Here is a 14,832-nt window from a genome sequence, read left to right as displayed (position 1 = left end):
CCCGTTCAGCGCTGTCCGGACATCCCTCCGGCGGGTCTTCGGCGCGGCGTCAGGGCCGCGGGCCGGCTCAGACGGCGGCGAACGCGCCCTCGATGATGTCCAGGCCCTCGTTCAGCAGGTGCTCCGGCATGACCAGCGGCGGCAGGAAGCGCAGCACGTTGCCGTAGGTGCCGGCGGTCAGCACGACCAGGCCCTCGGCGTGGCAGGCCTTGGCGATCGCCGCGGTGGCCTCCGTGTTCGGCTCCTTGCCGCCCGGCTTCACCAGCTCGACGGCGATCATCGCGCCGCGGCCGCGGACCTCGCCGATGATGTCGAACTTCTCCTGCATCGCCCGCAGGCGGCCCAGCATGATCTCGCCGATCCGCTGCGCCTTGCCGTTGAGGTCCTGCTCCTTCATGGTCTCGATGGCGCCCAGCGCGGCGGCGCAGGCCACCGGGTTGCCGCCGTAGGTGCCGCCCAGGCCACCGGTCTGCGCGGCGTCCATGATCTCGGCGCGGCCGGTCAGCGCGGACAGCGGCAGACCGCCGGCGATGCCCTTGGCGGTGGTGATGAGGTCCGGGACGATGCCCTCGTCCTCACAGGCGAACCACTGGCCGGTGCGGCAGAAGCCGGTCTGGATCTCGTCCGCGACGAACACGATGCCGTTGGCCTTCGCGAACTCCACGATGGCCGGCAGGAAGCCCTTGGCCGGCTCGATGAAGCCGCCCTCGCCCTGGATCGGCTCGATGATGATCGCGGCGACGTTCTCGGCGCCGATCTGCTTGTTGATGGTGTCGATCGCCTGGGCGGCGGCCTCGGCGGCGCAGTTCTCCGCACCGGTCAGCCAGCGGTAGGGGTAGGCGACCGGAACCCGGTAGACCTCGGGGGCGAACGGACCGAAGCCCTGCTTGTACGGCATGTTCTTCGCCGTCAGCGCCAGGGTGAGGTTGGTGCGGCCGTGGTAGCCGTGGTCGAACACCACGACGGCCTGGCGCTTGGTGTAGGCGCGGGCGATCTTCACCGCGTTCTCGACGGCCTCGGAGCCCGAGTTGAACAGCGCGGTGCGCTTCTCGTGGTCGCCCGGGGTCAGCTCGTTCAGCTGCTCGGCCACGGCCACGTAACCCTCGTACGGGGTCACCATGAAGCAGGTGTGGGTGAAGGCGGCCAGCTGCTCGGTCGTCTTCGCCACCACGGCCTCGGCGCTGTTGCCGACGTTGGTGACGGCGATGCCGGAGCCGAAGTCGATCAGCGAGTTGCCGTCCACGTCCTCCAGTACGCCGCCGTTGGCGCGGGACACGTACACCGGCAGGGTGGTGCCGACGCCGGCCGCCACCGCACCCAGCTTGCGGGCGTGCAGCTCCTGCGACTTCGGACCGGGGATCGCGGTGACCAGGCGGCGCTCCTGCGGGAGCGGCGTTGCGGCGCTCATGGGTTTCTCCAGACTTCTCGGCTCGGTAGTTCGCAGGCTACGGGGGCGCTCTCCGGGCAGGCATGCGCCACTCGGTAGCAGTGAGCCGTCCGACTTGTCCGGGGCGGCCAGCGCGGTCGGCGCCACGACCGGCGGCCCGCGCTCCACTACATTGAGCGCGGGCGTGTCGCCGGGGCGGTGGCATGGGTATGGGCGGCACCGACGGCGGTCGGCCGTCGGGCGAGGGAGCGGGGCCGTACATGGGACTGGACGGGGCACGGAGCAACAGCGAGCGGACCACCGCCACCCCTCATACCCGGCACACTCCCCCCACCCCGATGCCGCACCCGCGCCCCCCGGCCCGCGCGCGCTTCGACCTCGTGGCCTGGGTCGCCGCCCCGCGGCCGGAGGCGGCGCCGGGCGTCTTCCGCCAGGGCTACCGGCAGCTCGACCCCGACCGCGCCGAGGCGGCCAGGGTCCCCACCTGGCCCCTCCTGCTGAGGGCGGGGCTGAACGCGGTGGTGGGGTGGTTCGCTTATCTCTACGGCACTCAGTTGCTGATGTACCTGCTGGTCTGGTTCGGCCGCCAGACGGGGATCGGTCCCCTCGCCGAACCCTCGGAGGCCGGGGCCATGTTCACGTTGCTGGTCGTCAACGTCATCACGGTCTCCGTCGTCATCAAGGTCTTCGGGCGGATGGGGCGGTGGTTGGAGGTGTGGCGGCGGTACGCGGTGCCGCTGCTGTCGCGGACGGTGACGGAGGAGGAGCCCGCGTCCGCGGAGGAGAAGGCGGAGGCGGTGCGGCAGCGGGATCCGTGGGCGGGGCTGCGGCAGGGCGGGGCGGTGGTCGCGGCCGGGCGGCTGGACGGCGAGGCGGTCGGGGACGTCGACTACGTGCGGATCCAGCGGGCGTGGGAGTCGGCCCAGGCGGACCGGGCCTTCCTGCCGGCCTTCGTCGAGCAGGTGTCGCTGCGCGGCGCCGCCGCGTTCGCCCACCCCTCGGAGGCGCGCGAGCTGCCGGGGCGCGCGGAGCGGCACGACCTGCTGCTGGCGCAGGTGCGGCTCGGCACCGCGCAGGACGTCCCGAAGAACCCGCCGGCCCACCGGTCGGCGGGCTTCGCGCTGGACCCGGCGGTGCTGGGCACCTCGCTGCTCGCGGTGGGCCCGGCCGGGACGGGGAAGACGGCGCGGCTGGCGCGTCCGGTGGCGGAGGCGCTCTGTCTGCAGGCGCTGGCCGGGACGGCGTGCGCGGTGGTGATCGGGTCGGCGGAGGCGGACCTGGGGCCGGACGACTGGTACGACGTGGTGATCGCCCCGGGCCACGCCGGGTCCCGCTACGGGCTGGACCTGTACGGCGCCGCGCAGGACCCGGACGAGGCGGCGGCCCGGCTGGCGGAGGCGCTGCTGCCGGACGAGCTGACGGCGCGCGCCGAGACGGCGCGGACGGCGCTGCAGCAGATGGTGGGCCCGTTCCACGCCGCGTTCGGCCGCTACCCGGGCGTGCGCGAGCTGCGGACGCTGCTCGCCGGGGAGCCGGAGGCGCTGGAGTCGCTGGTGAAGGGGCTGAGGGCGGCGGGCCGGCTGGGCTCGTACGAGCGGGACCTGGAGCACCGGGAGCGCCAGCGCGGCCGGGCGGACGATCCGGGGGCGCTGCTGGCGGACCGGCTGGCGCTGCTGGACCGGCCGGCCTTCGAGGGGGTGTTCGCGACCGACGGCGCGGGCCGTCCGCCGTTCGCGATGCGGGTGCTGGACCACCCGCTGCGGGTGCGGGTGAAGCTGCCGGAGCGCAGCCACCCGGAGGCGGCGCGGATGCTGTCGCGGCTGCTGGTGGGTCAGTTTGTGCAGGCGGCGGGGGCTCGCGGGGACCGGTCCCTGTTCGCCGGGCTGGTGGTGGACGACGCCTCGTCGGCCCTGGACATCGGGATCGTTCGCGGGCTGCAGCGGTTGCGCGGCGCGAACGCCGGGGTGGTGCTGCTGCTGCGGACGCTGGTCGACCTGCCGGAGGCGCTGCGGGCGCCGTTGTTCGGGGCGGTGGGCTGCCGGGCGGCGTTCCCGGGCATCGCGCCGTGGGACGGCCGGCTGTTCTCGGAGGCCTGGGGCACCCACCTGGTGCGGGAGACGGCGGTGACGCTGGCCCCGGACACCTCGGGCGGGATCGTGCGGCGGGCGGGGCGGCTGGGGCGCAAGGCGCTGTCGGGGACGACCGCGCAGACGGAGTCGGTGACCACGCGGGAGGTGGAGCGGTTGCGGTGGTCCCCGTCGGACCTGGCGCACGCGCTGCCGGCCGGGCACGCGGTGCTGTCGCTGACGGCGGTGTCGGGGGAACAGGTGCCGCCGCTGCTGGTCGACCTCAGGGACTGAGAAGACGAAGCTCGCCTTCGAGGTGGATTCGGCAGTGCCGGTTGTCCGGGGCGTCCATAATGAGAAGTGGGATTCCCCCAGGACCCCCAGCCCTCTCTCGCCCGGCCGCAGCGGCGCGGTCGGGTCGTTCCCCCGAAGGTGCCATGCCCCCCACACTTGCCTCCGTCGTCCGCAACACCTCGCTCCATCTGACGGTCCTCGCCGGTGCGGACCACTTGGAGCGGCCGGTTCGCTGGGTGCACACCAGCGAGCTGGACGACCCGACGCCGTTCCTTGAGGGTGGCGAGCTGCTGCTCACCACCGGGATCAAGCTGGGCCGCACGGCCGCCCGGTTGCAGGCGTACGTGCACCGGCTGGCCGACGCGGGGGTGGTCGGGCTCGGGCTGGGGGTGGGCCTGTCGCACACCGAGGTGCCGCAGCCGCTGGTGGACGCGGCGGCGCAGCGCGGCCTGCCGCTGCTGCGGGTGCCGGAGCCGACGCCGTTCATCGCGATCAGCAAGGTGGTGTCGGCGGCGCTGGCCGCCGAGCAGTACGAGGCGGTGACGACCAGCTTCGAGGCGCAGGAGGAGCTGACCCGGGCCGCGCTGGGCAAGGACGGCACGACGGCGGTGGTGCGGCGGCTGGCGGCCCGGCTGGGCGGCTGGGCGGCGCTGTACGACGGGTCGGGCGCGCTGTCGGTGGTGGCGCCGGACTGGGCGGCGCGCCGGGCCGGGCGGCTGGCGGCGGAGGTGGACCGGCTGCGGCGGCGGCCGGCGCCGTCGAGTGCCGCGCTGCAGGGCCGCGCGCCGGGGATAGACACGGCGGACGAGGACTACGTGGTGGTCCAGTCGCTGGGGGCGGACCGGCGGGCCCGGGGCTTCCTGGCGGTGGGCACCGAGGACCGGATCACGCCGACCGAGCGGTATGTGCTGAACGCGGCGGTGGCGCTGCTGACGCTGACCCTGGAGCGGTCGCGGGAGCTGCGGCAGGCCGAGGAGAAGATGGGCGCGGCCCTGCTGCGGATGGTGCTGGCCGGCGAGGTGGGGACCGCGCGGCAGGTGGCGGCGGGTCTGTTCGGGGGGCTGCCGGAGGGCACCGTCCGGGTGCTGGTGGCCGGGGCGGCCCAGGGGGCGGACGCCGGGGAGGCGCTGGGCGAGCTGGGTGACCGGGCCGAGCAGGCCGGGTCGCGGGTCGGCGAGAAGCTGCTGGTGGCGCGGGAGGACGGCACGCACGGGGCGCGGCTGGTGGTGCTGGCGCTGGACAACGGCGCGGTGCACCGGGCCTGTCTGGGGGCGGTGGAGGAGCACGAGGGCCTGTCGCTGGGCGTGTCGGCGCCGGCCGCGCTGGAGGACGCCGGGACGGCGCACGCGCAGGCCGAGCGGGCGCTGGCGGTGGCGCTGCGGGGCGGGCGGCGGTCGGTGGACCACGAGGAGGTCGGCGCGGGCTCGCTGCTGCCGCTGCTCGGCGAGGACGCCGTGACGGCCTTCGCGGAGGGCCTGTTGCGGCCGCTGCGGGAGCACGACCGGACGGCGCGCGGCGACCTGGTGGCCTCGTTGCGGGCGTGGCTGTCGCGGCACGGGCAGTGGGACGCGGCGGCGGCCGACCTCGGGGTGCACCGGCACACCCTGCGGTACCGGATGCGGCGGGTGGAGGAGCTGCTGGGGCGGTCGCTGGACGACACGGACGTCCGGATGGAGCTGTGGCTGGCGCTCCGCTCCGGCGAGGAGTGACGGAAGGCCCCCGAACGGCGCTGGACGCGGTGGAGTGGCCGGCCCGGCGAACGCTACTCGGTGTCCAATCCGATCGGTGCGCCGACCGCCCTACCCTCGGTTCTGGCTCCACGTCCGTGGGGTCGTGAGGATGACGAGGAGAGGGCCGGTACCACGGTGACCACCACGTACGACTTCTGGCTGGCCGGCCGCCGGGCGAGCGGCGACGCCGACTTCGAGGTGCACAACAGCTGGGACGGCCGGCTGGTCGGCAAGGTGAGCATCCCCACCGAGGCGCAGGTCGAGGAGGCCCTGGAGGCCGCCGTCGCCGCGCTGCCGGTGTTCGCCGCGACCCCCGCGCACGTGCGCTCCGGCGCCCTGGACCACGTGGCCCGGCGGCTGGCCGAGCGCACCGAGGAGCTCGCCCAGCTGATCACCGCCGAGAACGGCAAGCCGATCAAGTGGGCCCGAGGTGAGATCGGCCGCGCCGTGTCGGTGTTCCGCTGGGCGGCCGAGGAGGCCCGCCGGACCAACGGCGAGACCATGCGGCTGGACACCGACCCGGGCGGCACGGGCCGCTTCGCGGTGGTGCGGCGCTTCCCGCGCGGCGTGGTGCTGGGCATCGCCCCCTTCAACTTCCCGCTGAACCTGGTCGCCCACAAGATCGCCCCGGCGATCGCGGTCGGCGCGCCGATCATCCTCAAGCCGGCCCCGGCCACCCCGCTGTCGGCGATGGTGCTGGGCGAGATCCTGGCCGAGACCGACCTGCCGGCCGGCTCCTGGAGCGTCCTGCCGGTGCCGAACGACCGGATGCCGGCCCTGGTGCAGGACCCGCGTCTGCCGGTGATCTCCTTCACCGGGTCGGACAAGGTCGGCTACCAGATCATGGACTCGGTGCCGCGCAAGCACACCACCCTGGAGCTGGGCGGCAACGCGGCGGCCGTGGTGCTCGCCGACTGGTCCTCTGAGGCGGACCTGGACTGGGCGGCCACCCGGATCGCGATGTTCGCCAACTACCAGGGCGGCCAGTCCTGCATCTCGGTGCAGCGGGTGATCGCCGACGCGTCGGTGTACGACGCGCTGGCGGAGAAGGTCGTCGCCAAGGTGCGGGCCCAGGTCACCGGTGACCCGAACGACGACGCGACGGACGTCGGCCCGCTGGTCGACGAGAACGCCGCCAAGCGGGTCGGGTCCTGGGTGGACGACGCGGTCGCCAAGGGCGCCAAGCTGCTCACCGGCGGCACCCGCGAGGGCGCGACCTACGCCCCGACCGTGCTGGCCGAGCTGCCGGCCGACGCGATCCTGGCCACCTCCGAGGTGTTCGGCCCGGTCCTGTCGCTGCACAAGGTGGACGGCGTGGACGAGGCCTTCGCCGCCGTCAACGACTCGCTGTTCGGCCTGCAGGCGGGCGTGTTCACGCACGACCTGCAGACCGCCTTCCGCGCCCACCGGGAGCTGGAGGTCGGCGGTGTGATCATCGGCGACGCGCCGTCCTACCGCGCCGACCAGATGCCGTACGGCGGCGTCAAGGACTCCGGCGTCGGCCGCGAGGGCGTCCGCTACGCGATGGACGACTACACCGTGGAGAAGGTCCTGGTCCTCACCGGCCTCGACCTCTGAGGGTGACCCGAGCGAGGGCCCGGCCGCCTGGTGCGGCCGGGCCCTCGGCCGTGGGGGGTCAGGCGTGGCGGGCGGCGGCCGCGACGGCCTCGGCCACGGTGGCGTCGCCGGACACCAGTTCCAGCGTCCGCCCCGCCGTGCCGGGCTCGTGCAGCAGCCCGGCGAGCACGGCGGCGACGTCCTGCCGGTCGACGGCCCCGCGCGACACGCTCGGGGCGAGCCGGACCAGGCCGGTGCCGGGGCCGTCGGTGAGGCGGCCGGGGCGCAGCACCGTCCAGTCCAGCGCGGTGCGGGCCCGGACGGCGTCGTCGGCGGCGCCCTTGGCCCGCAGGTAGGTCTCGAAGACCTCGTCGGCGGGGTACCGGGCCCGGGCGTCGGCGCCCATCGCGGAGACGATCAGGTAGCGGCGCACGCCGGCCAGTTGGGCGGCGTCGGCGAGCAGCACGGCGGCGTCCCGGTCCACGGTGAGCTTGCGGGCGGCGCCGCTGCCCGGTCCGGCGCCGGCCGCGAACACCACGGCGTCGGCGCCGTCGAGCAGCCGGGCGAGTGCGGGCGCGGTGGCGGCCTCCAGGTCGAGCGTCAGCGGTTCGGCGCCGGCGGCGACGAGGTCGCCGGCCTGCTCGGGGCGGCGGATGATCCCGGCGGGGCGGTCGCCGCGGTCGGCGAGCAGACGGGCCAGCCGGAGGGCGATCCGGCCGTGGCCGCCGGCGATGACGGTGCGCATGGTTCCGACGGTAGCCCGGGAGCCCGCCCGGCGCTCCGGGAGCGGTCCCGTGGTGCCGGGCGGACGGCCGGGCAGGACACAATGGGCTGCATGACTTCGCTCGCCCACCCGCAGCTGCGGTTCACCCCCGAGGTGAACACCCCTTCCGGCCCCCGGGAGCTGGTGATCCTCGGCTCCACCGGTTCGATCGGCACCCAGGCCATCGACGTGGTCCTGCGCAACCCGGACCGGTTCCGGGTGGTGGCCCTGTCGGCGGCCGGCGGCCGGGTGGAGCTGCTCGCCGATCAGGCGCTGCGGCTGGGCGTGCACACCGTGGCGGTGGCCGACCCGGCGGCCGGGCCGGCGCTGCGCGAGGCGCTGACGGCGAAGGCTGCGGGCCGCGCGCTGCCGGCCGTGCTGGTCGGTCCGGACGCGGCGACCGAGCTGGCGGCGATGGAGTGCCACTCGGTGCTGAACGGCATCACCGGCTCGATCGGCCTGCGCCCGACGCTGGCGGCGCTGCGGGCCGGCCGGGTGCTGGTGCTGGCCAACAAGGAGTCGCTGATCGTCGGCGGTCCGCTGGTGAAGGCGGTCGCCAGGCCGGGGCAGATCGTGCCGGTGGACTCCGAGCACGCGGCGCTGTTCCAGGCGCTGGCGGGCGGTACCCGGGCCGAGGTCCGCAAGCTGGTGGTGACCGCGAGCGGCGGACCGTTCCGCGACCGGAGCCGGGCCGAGCTGGCGGGCGTCACCCCGGCGGACGCGCTGGCGCACCCGACCTGGGCGATGGGCCCGGTCGTCACGATCAACTCGGCGACCCTGGTGAACAAGGGCCTGGAGGTGATCGAGGCGCACCTGCTGTACGACGTGCCGTTCGACCGGATCGAGGTCGTGGTCCATCCGCAGTCGGTCGTCCACTCGATGGTGGAGTTCACGGACGGCTCCACGCTGGCGCAGGCCAGCCCGCCGGACATGCGGATGCCGATCGCGCTGGGTCTGGGCTGGCCGGACCGGGTGCCGGACGCGGCCCCGGGCTGCGACTGGACCAAGGCGGCGACCTGGGAGTTCTTCCCGCTGGACAACGACGCCTTCCCGGCGGTCGAGCTGGCCCGTGAGGTCGGCACGCTGGGCGGCACCGCCCCGGCGGTGTTCAACGCGGCCAACGAGGAGTGCGTGGAGGCCTTCCTGAACGGCCGCCTCGCCTTCACCGGGATCGTGGACACTGTGGCGAAGGTCGTGGCGGAGCACGGCAGCCCCGTCGCGGGAACTTCGCTGACGGTGGAGGACGTCCTGCACGCGGAGGACTGGGCGCGCGCCCGGGCCCGCGAGCTGGCCGCGGGCTGATCCGGGTCCGCCCGGACGGCACCGCCGGACGACCGGTACGACGACAGGATGAGCGGAGTGGCATGACGGAGGAGCAGCGGTGGCAACGGTGATGACGGTGGTCGGCATCCTGGTCTTCCTACTGGGACTGCTCTTCTCGATCGCCTGGCACGAACTCGGCCACCTCTCCACGGCCAAGCTGTTCGGCATCCGGGTGCCGCAGTACATGGTCGGCTTCGGCCCGACGATCTGGTCGCGGCGGAAGGGCGAGACCGAGTACGGACTCAAGGCCGTCCCGCTGGGCGGGTACATCCGGATGATCGGGATGTTCCCGCCCGGGGCGGACGGGCGGATCACCCAGCGCTCCACCTCGCCCTGGCGGACCATGATCGAGGACGCCCGGGAGGCCTCCTACGAGGAGGTCAAGGAGGGCGACGAGACCCGGCTCTTCTACACGCGCAAGCCGTGGAAGCGCATGATCGTCATGTTCGCCGGGCCGTTCATGAACCTGATCCTCTCCTTCGGTCTCTTCCTGACGGTGATGATGGGCTTCGGCGTCCCGATGTCGGTGCCGACCATCGGCACCGTCTCGGAGTGCGTCGTCAAGGCCGGCCAGCCGACCGACGACTGCCCGGCCGACGCGCCGGTGGCGCCCGCCTTCCAGGCCGGGCTGAAGCCGGGCGACACGGTGGTCTCCTTCGACGGCGACCGGATCACCACCTACGAGCAGCTCCAGGGCGACATCCGCAAGTCGGCCGGCAAGACCGTCGAGCTGGTGGTCGAGCGCGGCGGGCAGCGGCTCACCCTCACCCCGACCATCGCCGTCAACGACGTGCAGAAGTACGACGGCGACGGCGTGCCGGTCAAGGGCGAGACGGTGCGGGCCGGCTTCCTCGGCTTCACCCCGACCAGCGGCGTGGTCCAGCTCGGCTTCGGGCAGTCCGTCGACCGGATGTACGACATGGCGGAGAGCGGCGTGAAGTCGCTCGCCGCGCTGCCCGGCAAGATCCCCGGCCTCTGGCACTCGGTGGTCGACGGCGCCCCGCGCGAGACCGACTCGCCGATCGGCATGGTCGGCGCGGCCCGGGTCAGCGGCGAGGTGTTCGCGCTGGACATCCCGGGCAGCCAGCGGGTCGCCTACTTCGTCAACCTGCTCGCCGGGATCAACCTCTCGCTGTTCCTCTTCAACATGCTGCCGCTGCTGCCGCTGGACGGCGGCCACATCGCGGGCGCGGCCTGGGAGTCGGTGCGCCGCCGCTTCGCCCTGCTGTTCCGCCGGCCCGACCCCGGTCCGTTCGACGTGGCCCGGCTGATGCCGCTCGCCTACGTGGTGGCCAGCGTGTTCATCGGCTTCACCCTGCTGGTGCTCGTGGCCGACCTGGTGAACCCCGTCAAGATCAGTTAGACCGGCGGGCCGGTGCGTGCGCGGGCGCCCGTTCCCGTGCCGTACCGTTGGAGCCCGGGCGCGCGATCGTCGGCGCGCCCGGGCCCGGCCGTCCCAGTGGCCGGACCGACCACACCTCAACCCCGGGGAACCCTGCGCACATGACCGCGATCTCGCTCGGTATTCCGTCTCTGCCGCTCAAGCCGCTCGCCAAGCGCCGTGTCTCCCGTCAGATCATGGTCGGCAACGTGCCGGTGGGCGGTGACGCCCCCGTCTCGGTGCAGTCCATGACGACCACGGTGACCTCGGACATCAACGCCACGCTGCAGCAGATCGCGGAGCTCACCGCGTCCGGCTGCCAGATCGTGCGGGTGGCGGTTCCCTCGCAGGACGACGCCGACGCGCTGCCGATCATCGCCAGGAAGTCGCAGATCCCGGTGATCGCGGACATCCACTTCCAGCCGAAGTACGTCTTCGCGGCCATCGACGCCGGCTGCGCCGCGGTCCGCGTCAACCCGGGCAACATCAAGGCCTTCGACGACAAGGTCGGCGAGATCGCCAAGGCGGCCAAGGACGCCGGCGTGCCGATCCGGATCGGCGTCAACGCCGGCTCGCTCGACAAGCGCCTGCTGGAGAAGTACGGCCGGGCCACCCCCGAGGCGCTGGTCGAGTCCGCGCTCTGGGAGTGCTCGCTCTTCGAGGAGCACGACTTCCGCGACATCAAGATCTCGGTCAAGCACAACGACCCGGTCGTGATGATCAACGCCTACCGCCAGCTCGCCGCCGCCTGCGACTACCCGCTGCACCTCGGCGTCACCGAGGCCGGCCCCGCCTTCCAGGGCACCATCAAGTCCGCGGTGGCCTTCGGCGCGCTGCTCGCCGAGGGCATCGGCGACACCATCCGGGTCTCCCTCTCCGCCCCGCCGGCCGAGGAGATCAAGGTCGGCAACCAGATCCTGGAGTCGCTCGGCCTGCGCCAGCGCGGCCTGGAGATCGTCTCCTGCCCGTCCTGCGGCCGCGCCCAGGTCGACGTCTACAAGCTCGCCGAGGAGGTCACGGCCGGCCTGGAGGGCATGAACGTGCCGCTGCGCGTCGCCGTCATGGGCTGCGTCGTCAACGGCCCGGGCGAGGCCCGCGAGGCCGACCTCGGTGTCGCCTCCGGCAACGGCAAGGGCCAGATCTTCGTCAAGGGCGAGGTCATCAAGACCGTCCCCGAGTCCAAGATCGTGGAGACCCTGATCGAGGAGGCCTTCAAGATCGCCGAGCAGATGGAGGCGGAGGGCGTCGAGTCCGGCGCGCCGTCCGTCACCGCCGGCGAGTGACCCACCCCGGTGCCGGGTAGGCCCACGTGGTTCTTCCGGAAGCGGGGCCGTCCGTGCGCGGACGGCCCCGCGGCCGTCTCCGGGTGGGGCCAGGGAGTAGGGTGCGGCCAGAGTCGTCTCAGTAAGGTGCTGTCTCGATGCTCGATCGAGGTGTGATGCTCCCCAGCTCGTTCCAGGCCGCCCGCGCCCTGGCGACCACCCGCGTGCTGGAACCCCCGGACCTCGCCGACGCCCTCGCCGTCCTCCACCGCGACCCGGTCGCCAACGCCTTCGTCGCCACCCGGGTGGAGGCCGTCGGCCTCGACCCCTGGCGGCTCGGCGGTGAGATGTGGGGCTGGTACGACGAGAACGGCGGGCTCGACGCGCTCTGCTACGCGGGGGCCAACCTGGTGCTGGTCAACGCCGGTCCGCAGGCCGTCCAGGCCTTCGCCGAGCGGGCCCGCCGGCAGGGGCGCCGCTGCTCCTCCATCGTGGGCCCGGCCGGGCCCACGGCGGCGCTGTGGGCGCTGCTGGAACGCGGCTGGGGGCCGGCCAGGGAGGTCCGCGCGCACCAGCCGCTGCTGTCGACGAGCGTGCCGTCCGCGGAGATCGCGCCGGATCCGCTGGTGCGGAGGGTGCGGCGCAATGAGATCGACACCCTGATGCCGGCCTGCGTGGCGATGTTCACCGAGGAGGTCGGGGTCTCGCCGCTGGCCGGTGACGGCGGGCTGCTCTACCAGGCCAGGGTGGCCGAACTCGTCTCCGCGGGGCGTTCGTTCGCCCGGTTCGGGGAGGACGGGGAGGTCGTCTTCAAGGCGGAGATCGGGGCCGTCACGGAGGGGGCCTGCCAGATCCAGGGGGTCTGGGTGGCGCCCGGGCACCGGGGGCAGGGGCTCTCCGAGACCGGGATGGCGGCGGTGCTGGACATCGCGCTGCGGGAGGTGGCTCCGGTGGTCTCGCTGTACGTCAACGACTACAACCTGCGGGCGCGGGCCGCGTACCGGCGGGTGGGTTTCCGGGAGGTCGGGGCGTTCATGAGCGTGCTGTTCTGAGGGGGAGGGCGGGGAACGCGGTGAGTGAGGAGAGCGGGGTGAGCGAGGTGCTGATCGAGGCCGTCGACCTCGCGGTGTGGGCTCCGCAGGCGCTCGACGTGCAGGCGGCGGCGTTCGGGCTCACGCCGGAGGAGGTCATGGTCCGGCTGCACATCGTCGGACGGCATGCCCAGCAGCCCGGGGTGATCGCGCTGGGGGCGTTCGAGGGCGGGCGGCTGGTCGGGTTCGGGTACGGGATGCCCAACCGGCGCGAGCACTGGTGGAGCACGGTGATCGAGCCCTATCTGGTCGCACGGGGGTACGGTGACTGGCTGGACGAGGTCTTCGCCGTCACCGAGCTGCACGTGCTGCCGGAGTTCCAGGGGCGCGGGGTCGGTTCGGCGCTGATCCGTACCCTCACCGCGCGGTCCGGGATGGACCGCAGCATCCTCTCGGCGATCGACGCCGAGACGCCGGCCCGGCGGCTCTACCGGGCGCTCGGGTACCGGGACCTCGCGCGGGCCGTGCACTTCCCGAACACGGAGCGGCGGTACGCCGTGATGGGGGCGGCGCTGCCGCTGCGGGGGGTGGGCGGGGCCGGTCCGGCTCAGAGCGCGCCGGCGAACTCCAGGTAGAGCTCGGCCTCGGGGCGGCGGCCCGCGGCGAGGGCGCTCAGGGCGAGGTCGACGGCGCGGACCAGCGTCCAGCCGCGGAGGCGGTCGTGGTCGACGTCCAGGGCCTCGGCGAGCTGCCGCAACCGGCGGCGGACGGCGGCGGGGAGCCCGGGGGAGCCGACCAGGGTGTCGGCGCGGTCCAGGGCGAGGCGGGCCAGGTCGTAGGCGCGTTCGCCGGCCAGCGGGCGCGGGGCGATGGCCAGCCAGGGGGCGCGGTCGGCGGCGAGGACGTTGCCGTGGTGGAAGTCGCCGTGGAGGAGGAACCGCTCGGTGGCGGAGGCGCTGAGGGCGGTGGCGGTTTCCCCGGCCTCGGTGAGGAGGGGGGTGGCTTCGTCGGGGACGGGGAGGGCGGGGCCGGAGCCGGGGGCGGTTTTGGGGGTGGGGCCGGGGAGGTCGTGCTGAGCGGGGAGGGGGAGCCAGAGGCGGTGGAGGAGGCTGGTGGCCTCCAGCATGGCCTTGGGTTCGGCGAGGGACCGGAGGGGGATCTCGCCGTGCAGGCGTTCCAGGAGGAGGACGCTGGTGGTGGGGGTCCGGTGGGCGTCGAGGAGGAGGACGGCGCCCCGGCCGGCCCAGGTGGTGAGGGCGTCGGGCTCGTGGGCGGTCTCGGGGGTGCGGAGGGAGACCTTGAGGGTCGCGGGGGTGAGGTCGTCGTCGCGGTGGACGTAGGCGACGAGGCTGAGCGAGCCGCCGGGGTCCAGGACGCGGTCGAGGGTGAGGCCCAGGCGGGTGAGCTGGGTGGCGACGAGGGCGGGTAGTTCGGCCAGCCAGGTGGGTGCCTCGGCGGGGTGGGTGGCGGTGATGCGCCGGGTGAGCCAGTCGGGGACGGTGATCCGTCCTGGTGTCGCTGCCGGCATGGTGGCCTTTCGGTGGCGGGGCCCCTGGGGTGGTATGGGTTCATTGTCGGTTATGGGAGGGGTGGGGTGCTCGCCGTCGGCAGTCCGAAGATCGCCCGCGACGCCCCTCCCCGCGGCCACCCCGCGGGCTTCCCCGCGCGCCCGCTACGGGGCGGTCGGGGTGGGTGTGGGGGTGTTGGGGAAGCCGGGGAAGGGGGTGGGGGCGGTGCCCCAGTGGTGGGCGCGGAGGGCGCATTCGCGCAGGGCGTCGGCGGCGAGGGGGCGTTGGGGGGCGGGGACGGCGGCGACCAGGTCGGCGTAGACGGTGGTGAGGCGGGTTTCCAGGTGGGCGGCGAGGCGGACGGCCGTGGGGGCGTCGGTGACCGGGAAGGGGAGCTGGTAGCCGGGGGCCGCGGCGGTGGGGGTGGCCCCCGCGCCGGTGAGGAGGCGCTGCCAGGCGTCGCGGCGGGACTGGTGGGCGGCGAGGGCGGTGCGGGCGTCGGTGCGCTGCTGGTCGTCGGGGAGGCGGGG

The 14,832-nt window shown here is 74.2% G+C and carries 12 protein-coding genes; 8 read left to right on the top strand and 4 right to left on the bottom strand.

The window, feature by feature from the left end:
- Nucleotides 1–67: 67 nt before the first annotated feature.
- Nucleotides 68–1,408, bottom strand: coding sequence for a 4-aminobutyrate--2-oxoglutarate transaminase (gabT, locus tag ABD308_RS07665; RefSeq protein ID WP_344329649.1), 1,341 nt, complete (start codon nt 1,406–1,408; stop codon nt 68–70).
- Between the two features lie 239 nt (nt 1,409–1,647).
- Between gabT and ABD308_RS07660 the strand changes: the two genes are divergently transcribed.
- The 3 genes from ABD308_RS07660 to ABD308_RS07650 all read left to right on the top strand — a co-directional run bounded on the left by ABD308_RS07660 (nt 1,648) and on the right by ABD308_RS07650 (nt 7,055).
- A complete protein-coding gene (locus ABD308_RS07660; protein WP_344329648.1) occupies nt 1,648–3,747 on the top strand; it encodes a type IV secretory system conjugative DNA transfer family protein in 2,100 nt (699 codons plus the stop codon).
- A gap of 143 nt (nt 3,748–3,890) precedes the next feature.
- Nucleotides 3,891–5,456 (top strand): PucR family transcriptional regulator, encoded by a 1,566-nt coding sequence (locus tag ABD308_RS07655; RefSeq protein WP_344329646.1) that lies wholly within the window; start codon nt 3,891–3,893, stop codon nt 5,454–5,456.
- A gap of 156 nt (nt 5,457–5,612) precedes the next feature.
- Complete coding sequence (locus tag ABD308_RS07650; RefSeq protein ID WP_344329643.1) at nt 5,613–7,055, top strand: aldehyde dehydrogenase family protein; 1,443 nt, start codon at nt 5,613–5,615, stop codon at nt 7,053–7,055.
- A 58-nt stretch (nt 7,056–7,113) separates the two neighbouring features.
- Here ABD308_RS07650 and ABD308_RS07645 read toward each other — a convergent pair whose 3' ends face one another.
- Complete coding sequence (locus ABD308_RS07645) at nt 7,114–7,779, bottom strand: NAD(P)H-binding protein (protein ID WP_344329641.1); 666 nt, start codon at nt 7,777–7,779, stop codon at nt 7,114–7,116.
- A 90-nt stretch (nt 7,780–7,869) separates the two neighbouring features.
- On the opposite strand from ABD308_RS07645, the gene dxr reads away from it, so the two are divergent.
- From dxr to ABD308_RS07620, 5 genes are all read left to right on the top strand, one after another.
- Nucleotides 7,870–9,099, top strand: a complete 1,230-nt coding sequence (gene dxr, locus ABD308_RS07640) for a 1-deoxy-D-xylulose-5-phosphate reductoisomerase (protein ID WP_344329638.1) — start codon at nt 7,870–7,872, stop codon at nt 9,097–9,099.
- A 79-nt stretch (nt 9,100–9,178) separates the two neighbouring features.
- The gene (locus tag ABD308_RS07635; protein WP_344329635.1) at nt 9,179–10,483 is read left to right on the top strand and encodes a M50 family metallopeptidase; all 1,305 of its coding nucleotides are present in this window, start codon (nt 9,179–9,181) and stop codon (nt 10,481–10,483) included.
- A 140-nt stretch (nt 10,484–10,623) separates the two neighbouring features.
- Nucleotides 10,624–11,784 (top strand): flavodoxin-dependent (E)-4-hydroxy-3-methylbut-2-enyl-diphosphate synthase, encoded by a 1,161-nt coding sequence (ispG, locus tag ABD308_RS07630; RefSeq protein WP_344329631.1) that lies wholly within the window; start codon nt 10,624–10,626, stop codon nt 11,782–11,784.
- A 155-nt stretch (nt 11,785–11,939) separates the two neighbouring features.
- On the top strand, nt 11,940–12,815 hold the full coding sequence (locus tag ABD308_RS07625) for a GNAT family N-acetyltransferase (protein ID WP_344329665.1): 876 nt from the start codon (nt 11,940–11,942) through the stop codon (nt 12,813–12,815).
- A gap of 38 nt (nt 12,816–12,853) precedes the next feature.
- Nucleotides 12,854–13,429, top strand: coding sequence for a GNAT family N-acetyltransferase (locus ABD308_RS07620; protein WP_344329629.1), 576 nt, complete (start codon nt 12,854–12,856; stop codon nt 13,427–13,429).
- Here ABD308_RS07620 and ABD308_RS07615 read toward each other — a convergent pair.
- Both ABD308_RS07615 and ABD308_RS07610 read right to left on the bottom strand, forming a co-directional pair.
- Nucleotides 13,402–14,322, bottom strand: a complete 921-nt coding sequence (locus ABD308_RS07615) for an aminoglycoside phosphotransferase family protein (RefSeq protein ID WP_344329626.1) — start codon at nt 14,320–14,322, stop codon at nt 13,402–13,404. The two genes, ABD308_RS07620 and ABD308_RS07615, sit on opposite strands and share 28 nt — an antisense overlap.
- Before the next feature lie 144 nt (nt 14,323–14,466).
- On the bottom strand, nt 14,467–14,832 hold a 366-nt coding region (locus ABD308_RS07610), incomplete at its 5' end, for a ferritin-like domain-containing protein (protein ID WP_344329620.1).

This window comes from Kitasatospora putterlickiae, from assembly GCF_039527695.1.
In the GTDB taxonomy this organism is placed as follows: domain Bacteria; phylum Actinomycetota; class Actinomycetes; order Streptomycetales; family Streptomycetaceae; genus Kitasatospora; species Kitasatospora putterlickiae.
Note: the sequence above shows the minus strand (reverse complement) of the source record. Positions and strands in the feature narration are given on the sequence as shown.